This is a genomic window from Actinacidiphila paucisporea (assembly GCF_900142575.1).
Taxonomy (GTDB): domain Bacteria; phylum Actinomycetota; class Actinomycetes; order Streptomycetales; family Streptomycetaceae; genus Actinacidiphila; species Actinacidiphila paucisporea.
In genome coordinates, this window is the sequence record NZ_FRBI01000025.1 from 44,656 (window position 1) to 69,761 (window position 25,106).

The 25,106-nt window shown below is 73.0% G+C and carries 13 protein-coding genes; 7 read left to right on the forward strand and 6 right to left on the reverse strand.

Going from position 1 to position 25,106, the window contains the following annotated elements; all coding sequences use genetic code 11:
- Positions 1-25 precede the first annotated feature (25 nt).
- The 6 genes from BUE44_RS28315 to BUE44_RS28340 all read right to left on the reverse strand — a co-directional run bounded on the left by BUE44_RS28315 (position 26) and on the right by BUE44_RS28340 (position 11,448).
- Positions 26-3,952 carry a discoidin domain-containing protein gene (locus BUE44_RS28315; RefSeq protein WP_073501860.1) on the reverse strand — a complete coding sequence of 1,309 codons (3,927 nt, stop codon included), beginning with the start codon at positions 3,950-3,952 and terminating at the stop codon, positions 26-28.
- Between the two features lie 141 nt (positions 3,953-4,093).
- Positions 4,094-7,186 carry an alpha-mannosidase gene (locus BUE44_RS28320; protein WP_073501861.1) on the reverse strand — a complete coding sequence of 1,031 codons (3,093 nt, stop codon included), beginning with the start codon at positions 7,184-7,186 and terminating at the stop codon, positions 4,094-4,096.
- Between the two features lie 191 nt (positions 7,187-7,377).
- Complete coding sequence (locus BUE44_RS28325) at positions 7,378-8,217, reverse strand: NAD-dependent epimerase/dehydratase family protein (protein ID WP_073501862.1); 840 nt, start codon at positions 8,215-8,217, stop codon at positions 7,378-7,380.
- The gene (locus BUE44_RS28330; protein ID WP_079190157.1) at positions 8,217-9,107 is read right to left on the reverse strand and encodes a carbohydrate ABC transporter permease; all 891 of its coding nucleotides are present in this window, start codon (positions 9,105-9,107) and stop codon (positions 8,217-8,219) included. The genes BUE44_RS28325 and BUE44_RS28330 overlap by 1 nt, the downstream gene beginning before the upstream one ends.
- Positions 9,104-10,111: a carbohydrate ABC transporter permease gene (locus BUE44_RS28335; RefSeq protein WP_235002542.1), complete on the reverse strand. Its 1,008-nt coding sequence runs from the start codon at positions 10,109-10,111 to the stop codon at positions 9,104-9,106. The genes BUE44_RS28330 and BUE44_RS28335 overlap by 4 nt, the downstream gene beginning before the upstream one ends.
- Positions 10,108-11,448, reverse strand: a complete 1,341-nt coding sequence (locus BUE44_RS28340) for an ABC transporter substrate-binding protein (RefSeq protein WP_159450310.1) — start codon at positions 11,446-11,448, stop codon at positions 10,108-10,110. The genes BUE44_RS28335 and BUE44_RS28340 overlap by 4 nt, the downstream gene beginning before the upstream one ends.
- Positions 11,449-11,662: 214 nt before the next feature.
- On the opposite strand from BUE44_RS28340, the gene BUE44_RS28345 reads away from it, so the two are divergent.
- The 7 genes from BUE44_RS28345 (at position 11,663) to BUE44_RS28375 (ending at position 25,026) form a co-directional block, all read left to right on the forward strand.
- Positions 11,663-12,445 (forward strand): IclR family transcriptional regulator, encoded by a 783-nt coding sequence (locus BUE44_RS28345; RefSeq protein ID WP_073501908.1) that lies wholly within the window; start codon positions 11,663-11,665, stop codon positions 12,443-12,445.
- Positions 12,446-12,564: 119 nt separating this feature from the next.
- Complete coding sequence (locus BUE44_RS28350; protein WP_073501863.1) at positions 12,565-13,851, forward strand: enolase C-terminal domain-like protein; 1,287 nt, start codon at positions 12,565-12,567, stop codon at positions 13,849-13,851.
- A complete protein-coding gene (locus BUE44_RS28355; RefSeq protein WP_073501864.1) occupies positions 13,848-14,501 on the forward strand; it encodes a ThuA domain-containing protein in 654 nt (217 codons plus the stop codon). The genes BUE44_RS28350 and BUE44_RS28355 overlap by 4 nt, the downstream gene beginning before the upstream one ends.
- A complete protein-coding gene (locus tag BUE44_RS28360) occupies positions 14,486-15,565 on the forward strand; it encodes a Gfo/Idh/MocA family protein (RefSeq protein ID WP_073501865.1) in 1,080 nt (359 codons plus the stop codon). The genes BUE44_RS28355 and BUE44_RS28360 overlap by 16 nt, the downstream gene beginning before the upstream one ends.
- Before the next feature lie 242 nt (positions 15,566-15,807).
- Complete coding sequence (locus BUE44_RS28365) at positions 15,808-18,936, forward strand: alpha-mannosidase (RefSeq protein WP_073501866.1); 3,129 nt, start codon at positions 15,808-15,810, stop codon at positions 18,934-18,936.
- Positions 18,929-21,196 (forward strand): ROK family protein, encoded by a 2,268-nt coding sequence (locus BUE44_RS28370; RefSeq protein WP_073501867.1) that lies wholly within the window; start codon positions 18,929-18,931, stop codon positions 21,194-21,196. Before BUE44_RS28365 ends, BUE44_RS28370 begins: the two co-directional genes overlap by 8 nt.
- 185 nt (positions 21,197-21,381) lie before the next feature.
- The gene (locus BUE44_RS28375; RefSeq protein ID WP_073501868.1) at positions 21,382-25,026 is read left to right on the forward strand and encodes a glycoside hydrolase family 3 C-terminal domain-containing protein; all 3,645 of its coding nucleotides are present in this window, start codon (positions 21,382-21,384) and stop codon (positions 25,024-25,026) included.
- Positions 25,027-25,106 lie beyond the last annotated feature (80 nt).

Below are 25,106 nucleotides of genomic sequence, written 5' to 3' on the forward strand. Positions count from 1 at the left end.
GTGGTCTCCCGGGCCCGCGCTCGGCTCAGCCCGCCGAGGCCGGGCCGAATCTGGCGACGACCGTGCGGTCGCCAGTCACCGGGACGCTGACCGAGACGGCGGTGCTGCCGAGGTCGGTGCCGTCCAGCGTCCAGCCGAGCAGCCGGAAGCCGGCCGCGGGCACGGCCGTTGCGGTCACCGTGTCGCCCTTCTCGTAGCGGCCCGGTGCGGTGGCATTGCCGGTGACACGGACCGTGCCGCCGGTCGCCGGGTCCGCGGCGGCCGTCACGGACCGGTCCACCATGTTGATCACCATGATGCCGTAGAGCTTCGCCGGTCCTGTCGACGTCGTGCCGTTGTAGCGCATCACGTTGACCACGGCGACCTCGGCGCCCGCGCCGGCCTTGACTGTGTAGCCGCCGTCGCCGAGGTTGTCCGTGCCCAGGTTGAAGGCGTGGACGTCGCCGGAGTCGACGACCAGGCCGTTGTGCATGCCGTAGCCGAAGACGTCCACGACGTTCAGGTCGCGGGCGCCGTCGACGTGCACCAGGTCGGTGTTCTTGCGGGTGTAGCCGTCGATGGTCTGCGGGAAGAGGTTGCTGCCGAGGCCCCAGTTCGGGACGCCGTAGCCGACCCTGGCGACCCCGTTGCCGTTGCTGAGGACGCCGTCGATGCTGCCGCCGTCCGCGGCGCCGACGTTGACGCCCCGGTTGAGGAAGACGCCGGTCAGCTTGTGGACCACGAAGCCACGGTCCGAGGCCATGTCGACGCCGTTCCAGGCGTTGGTCAGGCCGACGTCGACGACGTAGCTGCCGCGGCCCGCGCCGCGGATGTCGTAGGGGTAGGGGACGTAGCCGACGGCCGGGTTGTTCTCCGGGTGGAAGACCCGCAGCCCGCGCACTCCGGCGCCGGCGCCGTCCAGGGTGACCGTCGCGGTGGCCGTCGCCGCGTCGGCGCTGTCGCGCCCGGCGTAGGACAGCAGCACGGTGCCGCCGCTGTTCTGGCTCTCGTCGCGGTTCGGCGAGGCGGCCGCGCCGCGCAGTTCCACCCCTGCCGGGACGCGCAGGTGGCCGCCGACCCGGTACCACCCGGCCGGCAGGTAGACCAGGCCGCCGCCCTGGGCGCCGGCCCGGTCGAGCACCCGCTGGAGGGCCGCTGTCGCGTCGGCGGCCGGTTCGTAGCCGACGCCGTGCGGCACGCCGCTCGCGACGTACAGCACGTTCCGCTTCGGCCGGGGGTCGGCTGCCGGGGCGTGGTAGGCGGGCAGGCTGCCCGGCAGGGTGATCACGGTGCCGGCGGCCGGGCCGGTCAGGGTGGTGCCGGTGACCTTGACGTAGCCCGCGGTGGTGTTGCGCACCGAGGCGGTGCTGCCCTGCAGGGTGCTGTCGGCGAAGGTCATGCCCCAGCGGGAGTCGAGGTCGTCCACCTGGAGGGCGACGTCGGTCCGCAGCACCCGGGCCTGCACGAAGGCGCCGGTGAAGGTGGCCCGCTGGCCCTTCACGATCTGGATGCCGGTGCGGTAGTCGGACAGGCTGATCCGGGAGAACTGGTCCCACTCCAGGTCACCGAGCACGAGCCCGGTGGCGTTGCCCCGCGTCCAGCGGTCGAGGTCCGCCCGCTGCGGCGGCCGGTAGGCGGCAGGGGCGTCCGCCCAGTAGGAGTTGGAGAAGGTGATGTCGTTCCAGGTGCCGACGTCGGAGCCGTTGTAGGCGACGGCTCCCGCGGACAGCGCCGTGCCCTTGATGTCGTCGAGCGTCGCCGACTCGTGGACCTGGCCCTGCACCGCGGGACGGCCGCGCTCGTCGGGCATGGTGGAGACCCCCACACCCTTGTACGAGTTGAGCATGGTGACGTGCTCGACCGTGCTCATCATGAAGTTCTCGTCGCTCGCCCACGCCGAGCCCGGAATCTCGAAGGTGTAGTTGTACGGCACCGGGTGGGCGGCGCTCTGGTTCGGGTAGTAGGTGGTCAGGCCCTGGACGGAGGCGCTGCCGCCGACCCGGAAGAGCACCGGGCCGTCGGAGCCGGGCGGCAGGTCCGCGCGGATCACCGTGCCGTAGTCGCCCTTGCCGTGGTCGGGGTCCCGCCGGTCGCCGCGCAGCGAGCAGAAGGCCGGGACCTCCACGGTGCCGGTGATCCGGTAGGTGCCCGCGGCCATCCACACCGTGCCGCCGCCCGCGTCCTGGCAGTCGTAGAGCGTGGCCTGCACGGCGGCGGTCGCGTCCTGGCGCCCGGTGGCGTCGGCGCCGTGGTCGCGGACGTCGAAGTCCGCGACGACCGGGCTCGCGGCCGGGTAGCGGGTGGCGACCAGCTTCGGGTGCGCGGTGACGACCCGCTGGTCGTAGACCTTGAGCTGCGCCAGCTCGACCCGGGTCACCCCGGCCGCGTAGCCGTGGACGTCCAGCCGTACGTAGCGCGCGGTCGTCGCGGGGAAGGCGGTGGCGAAGACGTCGCCGGGGCCGGTGGCGCCGGTGCGCCCTGCGTCGGTGAAGTGCGTGCCGTCGGTGGAGAGCCGCACGGTGTAGTCGGGGGCGAAGGCGCCGCCCCAGACCGCCTTGACCTGCGACAGGTGCGTGACCGCGCCCAGGTCGACGGTGAGGGTCTCGCCCTTGCCCGCGTCGCCGCTGACCCAGGCGGTGCCGCCGTCGCCGTCGATCGCGGCGGCCGGGGTGGACCCGGGGGCGGTGGACGAGGCGGTGGCGGTGCCCAGATGCGCCAGGTCGGTGTCCACGACGGTGGCGTGGAAGGCGCCGATCGCGGCGGCCAGCGCCGTGAAGGCGGTACGCGCCTGGGCATCGGTCACGCCGGTGCCGTTCGCCACCGTGCGGGCCGTGTCGGCGGCGGCCTTGAGCGTGTCCTTGGCGCCCGCCGGGTACTGCCCGTCCCGGGTGCCCTCGCGGGCCGCGGCATAGGCGGTGTCGGCCTGCGCGACCAGCTGCTTCAGGCCGGTGGTCGGGTCGAGCACGGCCGGCAGCGCGGTCACCGAGACCCGGGCGGCCTTCAGTTCCGCGGCGCCGCCGCCGGTGGTGATGCGGAAGTCCGAGCCGTTGGAGCGGTTGGTGAGGATCGCGTCGTCCAGCAGGAAGGTGTGGGTCTTCCAGGTCCCCGAGTCGCCGTAGGTGAACAGCGGCGACTTCTTGAACATCTGCGGGATGGTGTCGCCCGGGGAGTCGTATTCGAGCTGGATGGAGCCGTTGCCCTGGTCGAAGTAGTCGACGGTGACGGCGACCGGGTCACGGTTGTCGTAGAGCGTGCCGTCGTCGGCGTTCATGTAGAAGAAGCCGGTCTCGGCGCCGGGGTGGCTCTGGTCGGTGCCCCAGTAGCCGCGGCCGTCCTGCACGCCGGTGACCAGGTGGGTGTCGTTGTCGCCGGCCCGCGGGGAGATGCCGTGCGAGGCGACGGCGGTGCCGAGGTCGACCGACAGGCCCGCGGCCACCCGGACCGCGGAGACCGTGACGTCCGCAGGTGCGTCGCCCTGGACGCCGGACAGCCGCAGCTGCCGGCCCGCGGAGAAGTCCGCGGGAATGGTGAACGCCTCGGTCCTGAAGGTGCCCGAGTCGCCCAGCGCGGCGCTGCCCAGCACGTCGCCGGCGCCGCGGGTCAGCCGCAGGGTGCCGCTGCCGGTGTCCAGGTAGGTGACGGCGACGGTCAGCCGGTCCGCCGTCACCGTGTCGGTGTACTCCTGGTCGAGGTCGAAGGCGAGGTAGCCGGTGCCGGCCGCGACATCGGTACGCCAGTACGGCGTGCCGTCCTGCGTGCCGGTCCGCAGGCCCGACGCGTCGTCACCGGCGGTCGCGGTGAGGCCGAGCGTGAAGGGCCGGGGGCCGAGGTCGGCGCCGACTCCCAGCGGGTAGAGCGTGGGCGCCGCGGCCGACGCGGGCAGCGAGGCCGGCAGCAGCAGGGCCACGGCGGCGAGCAGCAGGATTGCGGGCGCGCGCAGCAGCGCGCGGATACGTAGACGTCTGGGTGGCACGGACAACCTCCGATGGTCACGATGGGGCGTGCGGGTCAGGGGTCGTGCGAGAGGGGACGCCCGCCGGACGGGGGCAGGCGTGCGGGCCGCACCGCCCCCGCCCGCGAGGGCAGGGGCGGGCGGTTCCGGCCGCGCGGGCTGTCAGGTCCGGCGCAGTCGGAGCGTGAGGATCTGGAAGGGGCGCAGGTCGAGCGGCAGCGAGCCGTCGGCTCCGGGGTCGAGACGCCGCACCGGGTCCTCCAGCAGATCGGTGATCTCGGCGCCGGCCACCGCGAAGCCGGCGCGCAGCGCGCCGCGTGCCGTGCCGCCGCGCGACTCGTACAGCCGCACCACGACGTCGCCCGACCGGTCGTCGGCGAGCTTGACGGTCTCCACGGTGATGTCCGGGTTGTCGACGTCTATCAGCGGGGCGCCGCCGGCCGGTGCCGCGCCCGCGGGCCGCAGCGGCAGGTTGACCGCGTAGCCCGCCGCGATCGCGTCGCCGATGCCGGCGCCGACCACCAGGGCGTACGAGAACCGGTGCCGGCCGCGGTCGGCCTGCGGGTCGGGGCTGTGCGGGGAGCGCAGCAGCGACAGCCGCAGGGTGGTCGTGGTGCCGCCGTCCTCGCGGGTCCGCCGGGACACGTCGTGGCCGTAGGTGGAGTCGTTGACGACCGCCGCGCCCCAGCCGTGCTCGCCGAGGTGCACCCAGCGGTGCGCCCACAGCTCGAAACGGGCCGCGTCCCAGCTGGTGTTCTCGTGCGTGGGGCGGCGCACGTGCCCGAACTGGATCTCCGCGCTCTCGGTGTCCGCGTGCACGTTGACCGGCCACGCGGCCTTGAGCAGGGTGTCGCGCTCCTGCCAGTCGATATCGGTCCTGACGGTGAGCCGGTCGCTGCCCGCGGTCAGTTCCAGGTGCTGCACCAGGTGCGAGGCGCCGAAGGCCCGCTCCACCCGCACCGAGGCAAGCAGCGGCCCGGACTCCGCGAGCTCCACCGACACCGCGTCGGTGAGGTCGCGGACGGTGTCGCGGTAGTAGCCGTCGATGTTCCAGGCACTCCACAGGTTCGGGTCGTCCGGGTGCAGTTGCAGCAGATTGCCGGCGCTGCCGGGCGCGATGGCCTCCCGGCGGGCCCGCAGGTCGTAGGCCGAGCGGACCAGGCCGTCCGCGTCGATCACCACCCGCAGCACCCCGTTGTCCAGCACGGCCGTGCCGTCCTCGGTGCCCGCGGTGACCGGCGGCAGCGCTCCGGCGGGCACCGCCCGGCCGCTGCCGAGCGCCGGCGCCTCCACCAGGACGGCCTGCCGCCCGTCGCGCAGCGGCTGCCCGCCCTCGCGGACCGCCCCGGCCGGCAGCACGGCCACCTCGCGCCGGGCGTAGGGCCCCGCGTTGAAGAAGGCCAGGCCCTCGCCGCCGGCCAGCGCCGTACCGATCACCTCGGCCAGCTCGGCCTGGAGCTGCGCGTGCACCGCCTCGGCCTCCTGGTGGACCCAGGCGATCGACGAGCCGGGCAGGATGTCGTGGAACTGGTGCAGCAGCACCCGCTGCCAGATCGACTCCAGCCGCTCGTAGGGGTAGGGCGCCCCGCCGCGCACGGCCGCGGCCACCGACCACAGCTCGGCCTCCCGCAGCAGCGCCTCGGCCCGCCGGTTGCCGCGCTTGGTGCGTGCCTGGCTGGTGTACGTGCCGCGGTGGTTCTCCAGGTACAGCTCGCCGCGCCAGACCGGCAGCCGGTCGTATTCGGCGCGGGCCGCCGCGAAGAAGTCCCCGGGGTCGCCGACCTCGACGCGGGTGGAGCCCTCCAGGTTGCGCAGCCTGCGGGCCTTCTCCAGCATCTCCCGGGTGGGCCCGCCGCCGCCGTCGCCGAAGCCGAACGGGGCCAGTGAGCGGGTGGCGGCGCCCTTGTCGGCGAAGTTGCTCTCGGCGTGCGCCAGTTCGGCGCCGGTCAAGGCGGCGTTGTAGGTGTCGACCGGCGGGAAGTGGGTGAAGATCCGGGTGCCGTCGATGCCCTCCCAGTCGAAGGTGTGGTGCGGCAGCCGGTTGGTCTCGTTCCACGACAGCTTCTGGGTGAGGAACCAGCTCGCCCCGGCCAGCTTCGCCAGCTGCGGGTAGGCCGCGGTGTAGCCGAAGGAGTCCGGCAGCCACACCCCCTCCTGCGCGATACCGAACTCCTCGGCGAAGAAGCGCCGTCCGTAGACCAGCTGCCGGGCGAGCGCCTCGCCGCCTGGCAGGTTGCCGTCGGCCTCCACCCACATGCCGCCGACCGGCGCCCAGTTGCCGTCGCTCACCGCCTTCTTGATCCGCTCGAAGACCTCGGGGCGGCGCTCCTTGATCCAGGCGTACTGCTGCGCGGAGGAGCAGGCGAAGACCAGCTCCGGATACTCCTCGGCCAGCGTCGTCATGTTGGTGAAGGTGCGGGCGCACTTGCGCACCGTCTCCCGGATCGGCCACAGCCACGCCGAGTCGATGTGCGCGTGGCCCACCGCCGTGACGGTGTGCGCGGAGGCGTACGCGGGCCTGGACAGGACGTCGGCGAGCCGGTCGCGGGCGGCCTGCGCGGTGCCGGCGACGTCCTTGACGTCGACCGCGTCGATCGCGTGGGCCAGCGCCCGCAGGATCTCGTGCCGGCGCGAACCGCCGACCGGCAGCTGCCGCATCAGCTCGTCGAGCACTTCCATGTCGTGCAGCAGGTGCCACACCGCGTCCTCGCGGACCGCCAGGTGCGCCTCCCGCAACTGGTAGAGGTGGGCGGTGCCCGCGGTCTCCTTGGACCCGAAGTGGGTGCCGACCGACTTGGCGCCCTCGATCATCGGGTTGGCGGCCAGCTCCACCAGCAGGTCCACCGGCTCGCCGCCGGCCGCGCACCGGGCGAGCAGCACGCTGCGGTGGTGCGGGTGCAGGCCCTGGATCGGGGAGCCGGCGGCATCGTGCACGAAGCCCTCGGCCTGGCCGCCGGGACCCAGGGCCGGGTCGAAGCCCAGGTCGAAGACCGCCTCGACGCGCCGCCCCGCCCACTCCCGCGGGATGCTCGCGGTGGCCTTGAGCCAGCTGGTCGACCAGGGGCCGCCCCAGGTGTCGCCGAGCGCCACGGGTTCGTAGACCGCCGCCAGGGCGTCGGCCACCGGGACGGGTTCGCCGGGGACGTGCCAGGCGGCGAGGTCGAGGTCCGCGGTTGCCGAGTAGAGGGCCGGCCTGACCGCCTGCGCCAGGAATTTGGTGATCCGCTCTTCGACGATGTGCCGGTCGTCATGCACTGGTGTGCTCTTTCTGCTGGATGGTCTGCTGGGGCCTGTCGGGTGGATCTCCGCGGCGTCGCGGCGCCCGGCACGCACATCTGCCGCGTTGTCGTCAGTCGACGGCGGCTCCGCGTCGCCTCCCTCCTCCGCCTTGCAGCTGCACGCACCGAACACCGCTCCTTCCTCCACGGAGATCCACACGACAGGCCCTAGCTCGTGCGCCAGGTGCGCCGGGGGACGAACCCCAGCAGATCGGTACAGACGGTCGTGTCGAACAGGCTGCCGTGCCCGGTGACGGACGCCGGTACGGTCACGCCGGGGTGGTGGGCGGCCATCAGGTCGGCGGACGGTACGGCCGAGGTGGTGTCGGCGGCGGTGACGTTGACGATGTGGCAGCCGCGGATGTCGCGCTCGACGGCCAGCCGGATCGCCCGCGCCGCGTCGAGACTGTGGAGCCAGCCCCACAGGTCGTGCCGCTGTCCCGCCGGGTCGGCGGCGCAGGCGGCGAGGAAGTGGTCGAGGCGGTCGCCGGCGCCGGTGAAGGGGAAGCGCATGCACACCGCGTCGAGCCCCCAGCGCCGGTGGGCGGCGGCCGCGATCTCCTCCAGCACCACCTTGGACAGCCCGTAGGGATCGCGGACCAGGCTCGGATGCGCCTCGTCCAGCGGTACGTACGCCGGCGAGACCGGCACCGGCGACCAGGCCAGGCCGGCCGCCGCCATGCTGGAGGCGGCCACCACCCGGCGTACGCCCGCCGCGCCCGCCTCGTCGAAGACCCGGTGCGCGGTGTGGCAGTTGGCGGCGAACATCGCGCTGGGGTCGTCCACGTTGGGGTGCGGGATCGCCCCCAGGTGCACCACCGCCTCGACGCCGTCCATCGCCGCGCGCACCAGGTCGCGGTCCCGCAGGTCGCCGGTGTGCACCCGCACCGCGCGCGGTTCCTCGACCGTCACCAGGTCGGTCAGCACCAGCTCGTGTCCGGCCGCGGACAGCTCGTGCGTGACATGGCCGCCGATGTGCCCGGCGGCTCCCGTCACCAGGATCCGCATCAGCCCTTCACCGCCCCGACCAGGCCGTTGACGAAGTAGCGCTGGAGGCTCAGGAAGAGCAGGATCACCGGCACCACCACGATCAGCGCGCCGGCCATCAGGTTGTTGTAGTGCGGCACGTTCTCCGACGCGAGGGTCTGCAGGCCCAGCGGCAGCGTGTACGTGCTCTCGTCGTTCAGCGACACCCGGGTCAGCAGGTACTCGTTCCAGGTGGGGATCGCGGTGATCAGCGCCACGGTGATCAGCGCCGGCCGGGTCAGCGGCAGGTAGATGCGGGTGAAGATGTGGAATTCGTTCGCGCCGTCCACCCGCGCCGACTCCCGCAGCTCCTTCGGCACGGAGGAGAAGGCACCGGTCATCAGCAGCACCGACAGCGGCGCCCCGCCGTTGACGAAGGGCAGCACCAGGCCGATATGGGTGCCCAGGACGCCCATCTTGTCCTCCAGCAGCACGATCGGCAGCATGACCGTGACACCGGGGACGAAGAGCAGCGCCACGAAGAGCTTCTGCAGCGCTCCGCGGCCGGGGAAGTCCAGCACCGCGAAGGCGTAGCCGGCGGCCGCGTAGACCACCAGCGTCAGCACCACGGTCAGCGCGCTGACCTCCAGGCTGTTCAGGAAGTACCGGAAGAAGTGCAGCTGGTTCCAGGTGGTGGCCAGCGTGTCGAAGGTCGGGTGGTGCGGGATCAGATGCCCGCCGCGCACCACCTCGATCTGGTTCTTGAAGGCCGCCGAGACCATCCACAGGAAGGGGTAGACGCTGATCACGCCGTAGAGCGCGAGCAGGGCGCCGACCAGCACCCGGGCGCTGATCCGGCGGGCGCGTACCGCTCCGGTGCCCGTTGGGCCGGGGGTGCGGGGGCGCCGCGAGGCGAGGGGAATCGTTGTCATGTCTTGCTCCGCATGACTCGCAGGTTGATCAGCGCGATGACCAGCGCGGCGGCGAAGAGGATCCAGCCGAGCGCGCTGGCGAGCCCGAGGGTCGGCGCCAGGTCCTTGAGGAAGGCCAGCCGGTAGGCCTCGAGGCCCAGCACGTTGGTGTGGTCGCCGGGGCCGCCGTTGGTCATGACCAGGAAGGTCTGGAAGCCCTGCAGCGAGTCGCGCAGGTTCAGCAGCACCACGATCGAGGTGATCGGCCGTACCAGCGGCCACACCACCGAGACGTTGGTGCGCCACCAGCCGGCGCCGTCCAGCTGCGAGGCCTCCAGCACGCTGCGGTCGATGCCCTGCAGGCCCGTGAGGTACAGCAGCATCGCCACCGGCACCGCACCCCACACGGTGACCACGATCATGGTGGGCAGCGCGGTGCTCGGATTGCCGAGCCAGCCCTGCGGCTGCGCCAGCGAGCCCATGCCGAGGCTGCCGAGCACGCTGTTGACCGCGCCGTCCGGCTGCAGGATGTACTGCCAGGCGAAGAAGACCGCGATGCCGCTGGTCACGTACGGCACGAAGTAGACCGAGCGCAGCACGCCCTGCATCCGCCTGGCCGAGTTGAGCAGGACCGCGAGCGGGAAGGACACCAGCACGGTGAGCAGCGGGACGGCGATCATCACGTAGAGGGTGTGGATCGCCGCGTGGTGCAGCCGGGGGGCGTAGGCCGGGTTCTGCCAGAGCAGGTCCTTGTAGTTCCGCAGGCCCACCCAGTCCCAGTGCGGCGCGAAGCCGTTCCACCGGGCGAAGCTCAGCAGGAAGCCGTAGCCGACCGTGTACAGGCCCATGACCGCGAAGAGGATCACGGCGGGGGCGACGAAGAGATAGCCGGAGACTGCCTCGTAGGTGCGGCGGCGCAGGACGCGCCGGCCGCCGTCGGGGTCGGCCGTTCCCGCCGGCCGGGGAGCGGGTCCCCGGCCGGCGGCGGCCGTCTCCGTCAGCGCGGGACGGGGTGCGGTGGTCACTTGGAGGTCGCCCAGAAGGAGTTGTCGAGCTTGGCCAGGGCCTTGCCGGTGGCAGCCACGTCCTTCTGCCCCAGCGGGGTGAGGTCGGCCAGGATCTCCGCCATCGAGTCCTGGTCGTAGCTCGCGGGGCGGAAGTCGTTGACGCTCGGGTCGTAGGTGTTCTCCGGGGTGCCGGTGAAGGCCTTGGTCATGTCGGCCAGCGTCGCGCCCATCACCGAGGCGGCGTCCGCGCCCAGTTCGGTGGAGGGCACCTCGGTGGCGTCCTTGGCGAACTTCGAGGCCACGCCCGGCTGCGCCAGGAACTTCATCCACTTCTCGGCGTTCTCCGGGTGCGCGCTGGTCGAGGAGACGGCCAGGCCGGTGAGCGCCAGCGGGGCGAGGGCCGGCTTGGGCACCGCGCCGGCCGCCGGGCCGGGGAAGCCGAAGGCCATGACGTCGTCGGGGTTCATGCCGTTCTGCTGGAGGAAGGCCAGCGTGAAGGTGCCGCCGATGTCCCAGGCGGACTTGCCCTGGGCGAAGGCCTGGTCGGCGGTGTCGATGTCCAGCGTCTGGGTGCCGGGCATCCAGTACGGCTGCATCTTCGAGTAGAGGCCGAGCACCTTCTGGCCGTCGGGCGAGGCGAAGTCGGTGGAGGCGTCCTGGCCCCACAGCGCCTGGTACTTCTCCTTGCCCAGCTCGCCGAAGGCCAGCGGCTGGAGCCCCCAGGTCAGCCCGGTCGCCTTGACCTTCAGGCCGAGGCTGACGCCGCCGTTCTTCGGGTCCTTGGCGGTGGTCGCCTTGAGGTCGGCGAGGAATTCCTCGTAGCTCGCCGGGGGCTTGGTGACGCCCGCCGCCGCCAGCGCCTTCTTGTTGCCCATCACGATGCCGAAGGTGCCCGAGGTCAGCGGCACGCTGAAGCGCTGGCCCTGCTTGACGCCGTGCGACTTGGAGTCGGAGGGGATGGACTCCTTGTAGTGCGCGGGGGTCACCGTGCCGGAGGCCTGGACGCCCTTCTGGTACAGGCCGCTCCAGTCGGCGCCGACGTCCTTCGCTATGTCGCGGGCGATGCCGGTGGCGCCCAGTGCGAAGTCCTCGCCGTCGGAGTGGACTTCGAGCACGTCCGGCAGGTCGTGGGTCTTCGCCGCCGCCTGGACCTTGGTGGTGTACGCGTCGTCGGGGCCGTAGGCCTGCACGGTGACCGTGATGCCGGTCTGCTTCTTGAACTCGGCCGCGGCGTTCTTCAGCGCCGCGACGTGCGACTGCTTGAAGGTCCACATCGTCAGCGACTTGGCGTCCCCCGAGCCCGAGGAGCCTCCGCCGCAGGCAGCCAGCGGGCTCAGCGACAGGACCGTCACCACGGCCGCGGCGGCAAATCTGGTTTTCGGGGTAAAACGTGCGAATGGTGTGCGCATGGGCCCCTACCTAGGCTTCGGTCGTTCAGAAGACCGAATGACGTTGGAGTGACTGAACTTAGGGTCGCGTTTGGTATAGCGTCAAGACGCGCGCTGAGGTGAGATGGGCGCAGCGCGGCCGTGTGGGCGAGGCGCGGGGAGCGGAGGATCAGTGGAATCGGTGGCAGAAGCGGCGCGCGGGCGGAAGCCCGAAGAGGTCAAGTCCGCGGCTCGGGTCCTGGAGGTGCTCGAACTGCTGGGCGTACAGGGCGCCCGGCTCTCGCTCGCGGAGATGGCCGCGGCCATGGCCGTGCCCAAGAGCAGCCTGCACGCGATCCTGCGGACCATGGAGGCCCGCAGATGGGTCGATCTGGACCCTTCGGGCACGCGGTACGGCATCGGGCTCAAGGCCCTGCTGACGGGTACCGCCTACCTGGAGGGCGACGACGTCACGAGCCTCGCGGGGCCCGTGCTCGACGCGCTCGCCGAGGAGACGGGCGAGGCCGTCCACCTGGGCAGGCTGGACGGTACGCACGTCGTCTACCTGGCCAAACGCGAGTCGCGGCACGCCCTTCGGATGTATTCGGCGGTCGGCCGCCGGCTGCCGGCACATGCCACGGGACTGGGCAAGGCGGTGCTCTCGCAGTTCGACCCCGCCGAGGTGCAGCGCCGGCTCGACTGGCCGCTGGAGCGGCTGACCCCGAGCACGGTGACCGACCCCGACGCCTTCCTCGCCCAGCTCGCCGAGACCCGGCTGCGCGGCTGGGCGGTGGACGACGGGGAGAACTCGGTCGACATCCGCTGCGTGGCGGTGGCGCTCGGCGGTGGCCAGGGCATGGACGCGATCAGCTGCTCGGCGCCCAAGAGCCGGATGGACGACGCCCGGGTCGAGGAGGTCGCGCAGGCCGTCACCGAGGCCGCCCACAGTCTGAGCACCCTGCTCAAACGCCTCGGACAGCACTGACCTGACGTCCCGTTCCCCCGGCCGGTCCTGGTTTGTCATATGCGTTGACAAACTCGGACCGGCCTCCTTACGTTCAGGAGTCAGTACGCCATACTGCTATCTGTACGTGGGAGTCACGCATGGCTTTGCCTGATGCCGGTCTCGCGCCGCTCGCGCCCGCACCCTGGGTCGAGGAGCGCGGTGCCACCCTCCGCATCACGGCCGTCCGCACGTTCCTGACAGCCCCGCACGGCTGTCCCCACCTCATCGTCCGCGTCGAGACCGACGACCCGGGACTCTACGGCCTCGGCTGCGCGAGCGACCCCCAGCGTACGCTCGCCGTCCGCTCGGTCCTCGACGACTACGTCGCCCCGCTGCTGGTCGGGCGGGACCCCGACGACATCGAGGACATCCACCGGCTGCTGCTCAACAGCGCCTACTGGCGCGGTGGTTCGATCACCGGCAATGCGCTCGGCGGTGTCGACGTCGCCCTGTGGGACCTCAAGGCCAAGCGCCTCGGGGCCCCGCTGCACGCGTTGTTCGGCGGTCGGGTGCGCACCTTCGCCGAGGCCTACACCCATGTCGACGGGCGCGACGCCGCCGAGATCGCCGACAAGGTACTGGCCGCCCGCGAGCGCGGCTACCGGCACGTGCGCATCCAGGCCGCGGTCCCGGGCGCCGACACCTACGGCGCCGCCGGCGGTGGCACCGCCGACCCCGAGGCGGTACGCACCCGGCGCGCGCCCTGGGACGGCGCCGGCTACCTGCGGCACGTGCCCCCGGTGCTCACCCGGGTGCGCGAACTCGTCGGCGACGACGTCGAGTTGCTGCACGACGTGCACGAACGGCTCGACCCGCGGCAGGCCAGGGACTTCCTGCGGCGGATCGAGGACGCGGGGCTGTACTTCGTCGAGGACCTGCTCGCCCCCGAGGACGCCGGGCACTTCAAGCGGCTGCACGACGCCTCGCCGGTACCGCTGGCGGTCGGCGAGCTCTTCCACGACCCGGCCCAGTTCACCGCGCTGCTGGCCGGGCCCGACATCGACTTCGCCCGGATCAGGGTGCCCACCCTGGGCGGGCTGACCCCCGCGCGGAAGATCGCGGCGCTGTGCGAGCTGCGCGGCGTACGCCTGGCGCCGCACGGCCCGGCCGACGTCAGCCCGGTCGCGCAGGCCGCGACGCTGGCGATGGACATCTCCAGCCACGCTTTCGGGGTGCAGGAGGCCGCGGTCTTCGCGCCGCAAGTCCACGAGGTCTTCCCCGGCACGATCACCGTGCGGGACGGTGGACTGCGACCTCACCAGACCCCGGGCCACGGCGTCGACTTCGACGAGGCCGCGGCGCGGAAGTACCCGGTACCCGAACCACTGGCCCACGACCGCTGGGCCCTGCTGCGCAACACCGATGGGAGCGTGCAACGCCCGTGACCGATCCGATTCGGAAGGCCCTCGTCGTCCGCGGCGGCTGGGAGGGGCACTCGCCGGTGGAGATCACCGACCTGTTCCTGCCCTTCCTCAAGGACCAGGGCTTCACCGTCGAGACCGCGCAGACGCTGGACGTCTACGCCGACGCCGAGCTGCTGGCCGCGACCGATCTGATCGTCCAGTGCTGGACGATGGGCGAGATCACCGCCGAGCAGAGCCGCGGCCTGGCCGACGCGGTCCGCGCCGGAACCGGGTTCGCCGGCTGGCACGGCGGGGTCATCGACTCCTTCCGCGGCGACCTGGACTACCAGCGGCTGACCGGCGGCCAGTTCCTGATGCACCCGCCGGGCTTCGTGGACTACACCGTCGACGTGGCGCCCGGCGGGCACGGGATCACCGCGGGGCTGGCCGACTTCGCCGTGCACACCGAGCACTACTGGGTGGCCACCGACCCGGCGAACGAGGTGCTGGCCACCTCGGTCTTCCCGGCCGGCGGCGACCGCGCGCGGGATGTGGTGATGCCACAGGTGTGGACCAGGACCTGGGGGGCGGGGCGGGTCTTCGTCTCCGCGATCGGCCACAAGGCCGACGACTTCGACGTGCCAGAGGTGCGGGCGATCACCGAGAGGGGGCTGCTGTGGGCGAGCCGTTGAGGATCGGCATGGTGGGCGCGGGCAAGATAAGCGGCCAGTACCTGGACACCGTCGCCCGGCTGGACGGGCTGCGGCTGACCGCGGTCACCGACCTGGACCCGGCCCGCGCCAAGGAGGCCGCGGACAGGGCGGGCGCCGACGTGGTGGGCGGTGTCGAGGAGCTGGTCGCCAGGGACGACGTGGACGCGGTGCTCAACCTGACGATCCCCGCCGTCCACGCCGAGGTCGCGCTGGCCGCGATCGGCGCGGGCCGGCACGTCTACGGCGAGAAGCCGCTCGCCACCACCCGCGAGGAGGCCGCCGCCGTCCTGGCCGCGGCGCGCACCGCGGGCGTACGCGTCGGCAGCGCCCCCGACACCGTGCTCGGCACCGGCACCCAGACCGCGCGCAAGGCGGTGGACGACGGGCTGATCGGCATCCCGGTGGCGGCGACCGCCTTCATGACCACCGCGGGCCACGAGGCCTGGCACCCGGACCCGGAGTTCTACTACCGGCCCGGCGGCGGCCCGCTGCTGGACATGGGGCCCTACTACCTGTCCGCGCTGGTGCACCTGCTCGGCCCGGTCGTCAAGGTCACCGGAGCCGCCGCGGCGCCGCGCGCCGAGCGGGAGATCGGCAGCGGGCGGCGGGCCGGGCAGCGCTTCGCGGTCGAGGTCGACACGCATGTGACGGGCATTCTGGAACACGCCGGCGGCGCGCTGTCCACGCTGATCATGAGCTTCGACATCCACGCCGCCCACCTGCCGCGGATCGAGGTGCACGGCACGGCCGGATCACTCGGCGTGCCCGACCCCAACGGCTTCGACGGCCCGGTCGAGCTGTTCACCGCCGGCTCCTGGCAGCCGCTGCCGGTCTCGGCGGGCTACCGGGGCGCCGGACGCGGCACGGGACTTGCCGACCTGGCCGCCGCGGTGGCCGGGGACCGCCCGCACCTGGCGTCGGCCGAGCTGGCCGAGCACGTGCTCGACGTGATGCTCACGCTGCTCGACGCGGCACACGAGGGCAGGTCGCTGCCGGTGGCGAGCAGATGCGAGCGGCCCGCGCCGGTGCCGCTCACGGGCTGACGGAGCGCGCGGGCGGCGGAAAGGGACCGGCTATGGGGGCCGGTCCCTTTCCGCCGCCTTTTCGCGTCCGTGCTGTCACGTTAATTAACGGACGAAGAATGCCCGTTGTGGCGGGAAATTCGACTGACACATACGTTTTTGCAGGTCACGACCAGCGGGAAAGTCCAATTCGGCGGAAGCGTTGACTTGATAACACACATGGTTTTACATGGCGGTCACTGGCTGGACAGGAAGGGCTGCCCATGCATGACCGGATCACGTCCGGGGAAGAGCGGACCGCCGCCTTCCTCGCCGAACGGCTGCGCCCCGCGCTCTACCCGCAGCGGCTGCCCATGGACGTCGGCGCCTGGCACATCGCGGGCGAGCCCGTGCCCGCCGAGGTCGCGCTGCGCGCCGACTACGCTCCCTTCACCGTCGGCGAGCCATGGGGCCGCCCCTGGGCGACCAGCTGGTTCGACGTCCGAGCGACCGTGCCGGAGCGGTGGGCGGGGCGCCGGGTCGAGGCGCTGATCGACCTTGGTTCCGCGGAGGGCGACGGCGCACCGGGCGGCCGGGCCGAAGGCCTGGTCCATGACGAGCACGGCATCCCGTTGCAAGGCCTGCACCCGCACCTCGGCGCGGTCCTGCTGCACCGCTCCGCGGCCGGCGGCGAGAGCGTCAGGCTGATGGTCGAAGCCGCGGCCAACCCGCGGATCGAGGGCGGCACCGGCGCGGGCACCCGCTACGGCGACCCTGCCACCGCCGGCGACGCTCCGCTGTACCGCCTGCGCCGCGCCGACCTGGCCGTACGGGACGACACCGTCTGGGAGTTGATCCACGACTTCGAGACGCTCGCCGGCCTGATGCGGGCACTGCCCGCCGACACCCCCCGCAGGCACGAGATGCGTGTCGCGCTGGAGCGTGCGGTGGCCGCCGTCGACCCGCGGGCCGTCGCCAGGACCGCGGACCGGGCGCGTACGGTACTCGCCCCGCTGCTGGCCCGCCGCGCCCACGACTCCGCCCACCGCGTCGACGCGGTCGGTCACGCGCACATCGACTCCGCCTGGCTGTGGCCGGTCCGCGAGACCGTACGCAAGTGCGCCCGCACCTTCAGCACCATGGCCGCGCTCGCCGACGAATACCCCGAACTGATCGTCGCCGCCTCGGCGGCCCAGCACTACGCCTGGATGAAGGACCACCAGCCGCACGTCTTCGAGCGGATACGCAAGGCCGTCGCCCACGGCAACTGGGCGCCGGTCGGCGGCATGTGGGTCGAGGCCGACGCCGAGATGCCGGGCGGCGAGGCGCTGGTGCGGCAGTTCGTCTACGGGCGGCGCTTCTTCCGCGACGAGCTGGGCGTGGAGGGCGACGGCGTGTGGCTGCCCGACGCCTCCGGCGCGTCGGCGGCCTTCCCGCAGCTGGCCGCGCTGTCCGGCGCGAGGTGGTTCCTCAGCCGGCGCCCCGACCCCGGCACCGGGCCCGCGCACCACACCTTCCGCTGGGAGGGCATCGACGGCACCCGGCTGTTCACCCACCTCGCGCCCGGCGGCCCCGAAGGCAGCACGCTGACCGGCGCCGACCTCACCGGCGCGGTCGCCGGCTTCGCGGAGCTGGGCGCCGCCACCCGCTCCCTGCTGCCCTTCGGCCGCGGCGACGGCGGCCCCGACCGGGACATGCTGGAAAGGGCCCGCCGCCTCGCCGACCTCGAAGGCGCCCCCCGGGTGGAGCTGCGCTCCCCGGCGCACTTCTTCCGCGACGCCGAGGCCGAATACGCCGCCGCCCCGGTCTGGCGCGGCGAGATCGACCTGACACCGCACGGCGGCTCCTACACCAGCCAGGCCCGCACCAAACGCGGCAACCGGCGCAGCGAGGCGCTGCTGCACGAGGCCGAGCTGTGGTCGGCTACCGCGGCGGTCCGCCACGGCATCCCCTACCCCTACGAGGAGTTGGAGCGGCTGTGGAAGAAGGTGCTGCTCCAGCAGTGCCACGACATCCTGCCCGGCACCTCGATCGCCTGGGTGCACGGCGAGGCCGAGCTGACCCACCGCGATGTGCAGCGGCGCCTCGACCGGCTGATCCGGCGGGCCGCCGGCGACCCCGAGGGCGGCAGCGTCCTCAACTCCGGGCCCCACGACCGCCGCGAGGTCGTCGTGCTGGCCCCGCCCGAGGCCGGCGCCGGATCGCCGCCCGCCAACGGGCAGCAGCTGCCCGACGGCCGGGTCGCCGTCCTGGCCCAGGCGCCCGCCCTCGGCGGCGGACCCGCCGGACTGCCGCTCGACGGCACCGCGCCGGTCACCGTCACCCCCGCGCAGGACGGCGGGCACCTGCTCGACAACGGCCTGCTGCGGGTGCGCGTCGACCCGCACGGCCTGGTGCGCTCGGCGGTCGACCTGGCCACCGGACGCGACGCGCTGGCCCCCGGCGAGGCGGGCAACCTGCTGCAGCTGCACCGCGACGAGCCCGCCGAGTGGAGCGCCCTGCACCTGGACCCCGGCTACCGCAGCACCCGCCGCGACCTGGACACCGCCGACCGCGTCGAGGTCACCGCCGCCGGCCCGCTGCTCGCCGCCGTACGGGTCACCCGCGGCACCGGCCGCTCCACGGTCGTCCAGGACCTGACGCTGAGCGCCGGCAGCCGGGCGCTGACGGTGGACACCGAGGTCGACTGGCGCGAGCAGGACACCGTACTCAAGGCCGCCTGGCCGCTCGACGTGCACGCCGAGAACAGCAGCGCCGAGGTCCAGTTCGGCCATGTCACCCGCCCCACCCACGAGAACACCGCGGCCGACGCCGCCCGCCAGGAGGCCGTCGCCCACCGCTGGATCCACGTCGCCGAGCACGGCTTCGGCGTCGCCCTGGCCTGCGACGCGACCTACGGCTACGACGTCACCCGGCACACCCGCGCCGACGGCGGCACCACCACCGTCGTCCGCAGCACCCTGCTGCGCGCCCCGCACAGCCCCGACCCGCACGCCGACCGCGGTATACAGCGCTTCCGGCACACCCTGCGGCCCGGCGCGGACGCCGGCGACGCCATCGCCGAGGGATACGCGCTCAATCTCCCGCTGCGCCCCGGCCCCGGCACCCCCGACCCGCTCCCGCTGGCCGCCGTCGACCACCCGGGCGTGCTGGTCGAGACCGTCAAACTCGCCGACGACCGCAGCGGCGACGTCGTCGTCAGGCTCTACGAATCACGCGGCGGCCGCGCCCGCGCCACCCTCTCGGCCGGCTTCCCCCTCACCGGCGTCCACGAGACCGACCTGCTGGAGACCCCGCTGACCACCCATCCGCACGACGCCGGCCGCGTCACGCTGACGCTGCGCCCCTTCCAGATCCTCACCCTGCGCCTGACCCCGGCCGCGGCTCCGGCAGGCGGGGTGAGCCGTGGCTGACGCGCACCTCACGCCCGGCGCCGGCGAGGAGGCCGCGGCCGGCAGCCGCGAGGTGCTGCGCGGCTGGGCCACCGGCGGCGGCCCGATGGCCGTACGCGCCCAGGTCGTGCTGCTCGCCGAAGAAGGCGTGCGGGACGCCGAGATCGCCCGGCGGCTCGGCATCTCCCGGCAGACCGTGGGCACCTGGCGGCACCGCTGGCAGAGCGCCGGGCTGCCCGGCCTCGAACAGCGCCCGCGCACCGGCAGACCCGCCACCGTGGACGAGGCCGAGGTCGTCACCCGCGCCCTGCTCGCCCCCGGCGGCAGCGGCGCGGGGCGGGCCATCGCCCGCGAACTGGGCCTGTCACACGCCACCGTGGCCGCGATCCGCCGCCGCTGGCGGCTCACCGCCGACGCAGGACCCGGCCCCCTCGTACCCACCGTGCCGCCGCTGCCGGGCCCCGACGTCTGGGTGCTCGGCCTGTACGCCGACGCCCGGCGCGCGGTCCTGCTGGCGGGCACCCGCCACAGCGCCACCCCCACGGCGGCGCCGGCGGCCACCGTGATCGGCGAGGACGTGCTGGCCGGACTGGCCCGCGCCCTCGAAGCCCGGCGCCCGCCGGGCAAACCGGGCGTATCCCTCGCCGCGGCCGGACCGGCCGCGGCAGAACCCCCGGGCACACCCGCGGCGCCGCCCCCGGCCCCCGACGGCCTCGACGGCTTCCTCGCCGGCGCCGCCGAGCACCACCCCGGCATCGCCCTGCACGCGATCACGTTGTGGGACGACGGCGGCCGCCACCGGGCCGCCGCCACCGGCGGCCCCAGCGTCCACCTGCTGCCGGCCAGGTCGTCCTGGCGCGGCTTCCTGCGCGCGATGGTCGCGCTGGACAGCACCAGCCACCCCGAGTCGTCCCGCCGGGTCTATCTGGACCTGATCGCCGCGCTCCAGCAGGCGCAGGGCCCTGTCGGCTGGCTGCGGGAGAGCGTCGCGGGCCACCTGCGGGCGCCGCGCGGCACCGCGCCCGAGGGGAGCGCCGCGGGCACGTCGCCGCACCCGCCGTCCTCCAGCGGGGTGAACCAGATCGACCTCGGCTCCTTCAACGAGTGCGTCGTCATCGAGTCGGTGCGGCTGTCCGGCACGATCACCCGCGGCGAGATCGCCCACCGCACCGGTCTGACCCAGCAGTCGGTGTCCAGGATCGCCCGCTCGCTGCTGGACCGCGGCATCCTGGTCGAGGACGCCCAGCGCCGGGCGACCTCCGGCAAGCCGCGCACCCCGGTCCGGCTGTGCGGCACCGCCGCGCACGCGCTGGGCCTGCACATCGACCCCGAGGTGCTGACCGCGGTCGTCATCGACCTGGACGGCGCGATCGTGTGCACCTGCACCCGGCCGGTCAGCGCCGACATCGACCCCGGCGACTTCGTCGCCCAGGTGGTCGCGCTGGGCCGCGAGGCGCTGGAGAAGGCGCGCGGCGCGGTGCGCGAGGACGGCTTCCTCGGCATCGGCGTCGCGGTGCCCGGCCCGGTGGACATCGCCTCGGGCACGGTGCTCGACCCGCCACTGATGTCGGCGTGGAACGACCTGCCGCTGCTGTACCTGCTCCAGGACCACTTCCCCTGCCCGGTGATCATCGAGAAGGACTCGCTGGCCGCGGCGGCGGGGGAGCGGTGGATCGGCCGCGACCGCAGGGCCCGCGACTTCGCGTATCTCTACCTCGGTACGGGAGTCGGCTCCGGGCTCTACCTCAACGGCGACCTCTACCGCGGGGTGAGCGCGAACGCGGGCGAATTCGGCCAGCTGTGCGCCATCGCGCTGGGCCGGGTCGACGCGGACGGCAGGCCCGAGGTGCTGCCCGAGTGCAATCCGCCGGTCTCCGTACCGGACTTCGCCGCCCGCCGCGGCCTGCCCGCCGCCGGCGGCTCCGGCGGCAGCACGGCCGCCTACCGCGCGGTCGGCCGGGCGGCGGCGGCCGGCGACCCCGCGGCCGCCGGGGCGCTGCGCGAGGTCGCGGGCGCGATCGGGCGGGGCGCGCTCGGCCTGGTCGACCTGCTGGACATCGACCTGATCGTGCTGGGCGGCCCCTTCTTCACCGACGACGCGGCGCCCTTCTACCTGGAGGAGATCGGCCGGGTGGTCAACGACTTCCCGCTGGCCCGCCGGCTGCGCCGGGTCGAGGTGGAGCGCTCGGTGCTCAGCGCGGAGGCGGCGGCGGTCGGCGCGGCCTCGACCATCTTCCACGCCACCTTCACACCACGGCTGCGCGGCAGGGACCGGCCCTGAGATGAGCCGCCGAATTATGCCGCCTTCGAACCGAATCGTCCGGGGATTCCGGTCGCCACTCTTGACCCTGTGTCAAAGGTGGCCACACACTGCCCAGTTGACACCGCAATCCCCGGGTCTTTCTTCGGACTTGCACGGAAGTCCGCCGATCGTCCGGGTCTCTGCTCGATGACGACGGAGGCAGGATGGACCAGCGAAGGCGCCGGCGCGCGGGACTGGCGGCAGCATGCGCCCTGGCGTGCGCCGCCGCGATGACCGCGGGCTACGGGACCACGGCGGCGGCCGACACCCCGCGCGCGACGGCGGCGGCCACCCCGATCTACCTGGACACCCACTACTCCTTCCAGGAGCGCGCCGCGGACCTGGTGTCCCGGATGACCCTGCAGGAGAAGGTCCAGCAGCTCAGCACGAACAGCGGGCCCGCGATCCCCCGGCTGGGCGTGCAGCAGTACACCTACTGGAGCGAGGGCCAGCACGGTGTGAACCAGCTCGGCGCCGACCAGCACAACGGCGGTGTCCAGGGCGGTGTCCACTCCACCAGCTTCCCCACCAACTTCGCCTCCTCCATGTCCTGGGACCGCGACCTGATGTACCAGGAGAGCACCGCGATCTCCGACGAGGTGCGCGGCTTCCTCGACAAGTCGCTCTTCGACAAGGGGCAGAACAACCTCGGCCCGTCCGCCGACGACTACGGCTCGCTCACCTACTGGGCGCCCACCGTCAACCTCGACCGCGACCCGCGCTGGGGGCGTACCGACGAGGCCTTCGGCGAGGACCCGTACTTCGTCGGGCAGATGGCCGGGCAGTTCATCGACGGCTACCAGGGCAACAACCAGGACGGCAGCTCGCAGACCGGCTACCTGAAGGTCGCCGCGACCGCCAAGCACTACGCGCTGAACAACGTCGAGGACAACCGCACCGGCATCAGCTCCGACGTCGACGACACCGAGCTGCGCGACTACTACACCGCCCAGTTCCGCGACCTGATCGAGCAGGCGCACGTCTCGGGCCTGATGACGTCGTACAACGCGATCAACGGCACCCCGTCGGTGTCCGACACCTACACCACCAACGAACTCGCCCAGCGCACCTACGGCTTCGGCGGCTACATCACCTCCGACTGCGGCGCGGTGGGCACCAACTGGCGGCTGTTCCCCGGCGGCCACGACTGGGCGCCGCCCGGCTGGACGACCGACCACAAGGACAACCCGACCTGGACCGAGACCGCCACCGGCAAGACGATGTCCGGGCAGGCCGGCGGCCAGGCGTACGCGCTGCGGGCCGGCACCGACCTCAACTGCACCGGCGACGAGGCCACCACCGCGAACATCGCGGACGCCATCTCGGCCGGCGCCCTGAGCGAGGGCGTCATCGACACCGCGCTGGTGAAGGTCTTCACCGTACGGATGGCCACCGGCGAGCTCGACCCTGCCGGCTCCGTGCCGTACACCGCCATCACCAAGGACCAGGTCGAGAGCCCCGCTCACCAGGCGCTGGCCGCCAAGGTCGCCGACAACTCCCTGGTGCTGCTGAAGAACGCCAGGCCGGCGACCGCCAAGGCGCCGCTGCTGCCGGTCGACCCGGCCAAGGCCAAAAAGATCGTGGTGCTCGGCGACCTCGCCGACACCACCTCGCTGGGCCTTTACTCGGGCGAGCCGACCCACACCGTCAGCCCCCTGCAGGGCATCCTCAACGAGGTGCACGCGGCCGACCCGACCGCCTCGGTGGTCTACGACGCGGCCGGCACCTCGTCCACCGCCACCGGCGCGGCGACGCTCAGCGACCGTACCAAGGCCGACATCCAAGCCGCCGACCTGGTGGTGCTCTTCGTCGGCACCACCAAGGCCAACGGCGACGAGGGCAACGACCGCGACAACCTCGCGATGCCCGGCAACTACGACTCGCTGATCGACCAGACCGCCGCGCTCGGCAACGACAAGCTGGCGCTGGTCATCCAGTCCGACGGCCCGGTGAAGATCGACGACCAGCAGGACAAGGTCTCCTCGGTCCTCTTCAGCGGCTACAACGGCCAGGCCCAGGGCGCCGCGCTCGCCCACGTGCTCTTCGGCGACCAGAACCCGTCCGGGCACCTCAACTTCACCTGGTACAAGGACGACTCGCAGCTGCCCGATAAGCAGAACTACGGCCTGACCCCCGGTGAGACCGGCGGACTCGGCCGCACCTACCAGTACTTCACCGGCGCCCCGACCTACCCCTTCGGCTACGGGCTCAGCTACAGCACCTTCTCGTTCGCCGGCGTCACCGCCGACAAGCAGCAGATCACCGCGGACGGCACCGTGAAGATCGGGGTCGACGTCACCAACACCGGCAAGGTCGCCGGCGCCACCGTCGCGCAGCTGTACGCGGCCACGCCCTTCACCGTGCCGGGCGTGGAGATGCCCAAGGAGCGGCTGGCCGGCTTCGCCAAGACCAAGGTCCTCAAGCCCGGCAGGACCCAGCACCTGACCATGACCGTCAAGGCCGCCGACCTGTCCTCGTGGGACACGTCCGCCTCCCGGCAGGCCGTGCCGGACGGCGACTACCGCTTCCAGGTCGGCCCGGACTCCGCGCACGCCGCGGGCACCGCCAAGGTCAAGGTCACCGGCACCCTGACGCCGAAGGTGCAGACGGTCACCGTGCAGCCGCAGGACGTCGTCCACGACGCGGGGGACACCTTCAGCCTCGCCGCGAAGAACAAGTGGATCAAGGACGACACCGACCACGCCAAGGAGCAGCGCGACACCTCCATCACCGCGGACGGCGTCGTGGAGGCGGTCGACAACGACCAGTCCTTCGTGGACCTGAGCACCGCCAAGGTCACCTACCGCAGCAGCGACCCGGCCGTGGCCACCGTCGACAAGAACGGCACCGTCCACGCGGTCGCCGACGGCGTCGCCACCGTGTCGGCGACCGTCGGCGGGGTCACCGGCTCCGCGCCGCTCGTGGTCCGCAACACGCTGACCCTCAAGGCGCTGCCCATCGCCAAGGCCGGCAGCACCCTGACCGCGACCACCACCTACACCAACGGCAGCGCGTCACCGGTCCAGGGCATCGCGGTCTCGCTCGCCGCCCCCGACGGCTGGACCGCGACCGCGACCACCCCGGCGACCTTCGACCAGGTCGGCCCCGGCCGGTCGGTCACCACCACCTGGGCCGTCACCGTGCCCGACGGCGCTGCCCCGGACAACTACGCCCTGGACGCCACCGTCGCCACCCCGGCAGGACCCCACAGCGCCGAGGCACCGGTCAGCGTGCCGTACGCCTCGCTGAGCGCCGCCTACAACAACTCCGGCATCAGCGACGACGCCCGCACCACGACGGCGAGCATCGACGGCGAGGGCGCCAGCTTCTCGCTCCAGGCACTGGCCGCACAGGGCTGGCACGCGGGCGGGAGCACCGACCACGACGGGGTGTCCTTCCCCTGGCCCGCCACCGCCGGCACCGGGCAGCCGGACAACATCGTCGCGGGCGGCCAGGCCGTCGAGATCACCGGCACCGGGGGCAAGCTGGGCTTCGTCGGCACCAGCACCTTCGGCAGCACCTCGGGCACCGGCACCATCGTCTACACCGACGGGACCGTGCAGACCTATGCCCTGGCCCTGTCGGACTGGTGGGCCGGATCACCCACCCAGGGCAGCGACTTCGCCGCCACCACGCCGTATCTGAACAACGGCGGCGGGCAGCAGACCCAGGCCGTGCACATCTCGGCGGCGACCGTGGACCTGCTGCCGGGCAGAACCGTCTCGGCGATCACGCTGCCCGACGTCAGCAAGACCCAGGTCGACCACCAGGTGGGCATGCACCTGTTCTCGATCGCGATCGGCGGCTGACCGTACGGCACCACGGCCGCCGGCCGCCCGCCCCGGAAGGTCGGGGCGGGCGGCCGGCGGTCTTCTCGTGCGGTGGGCGG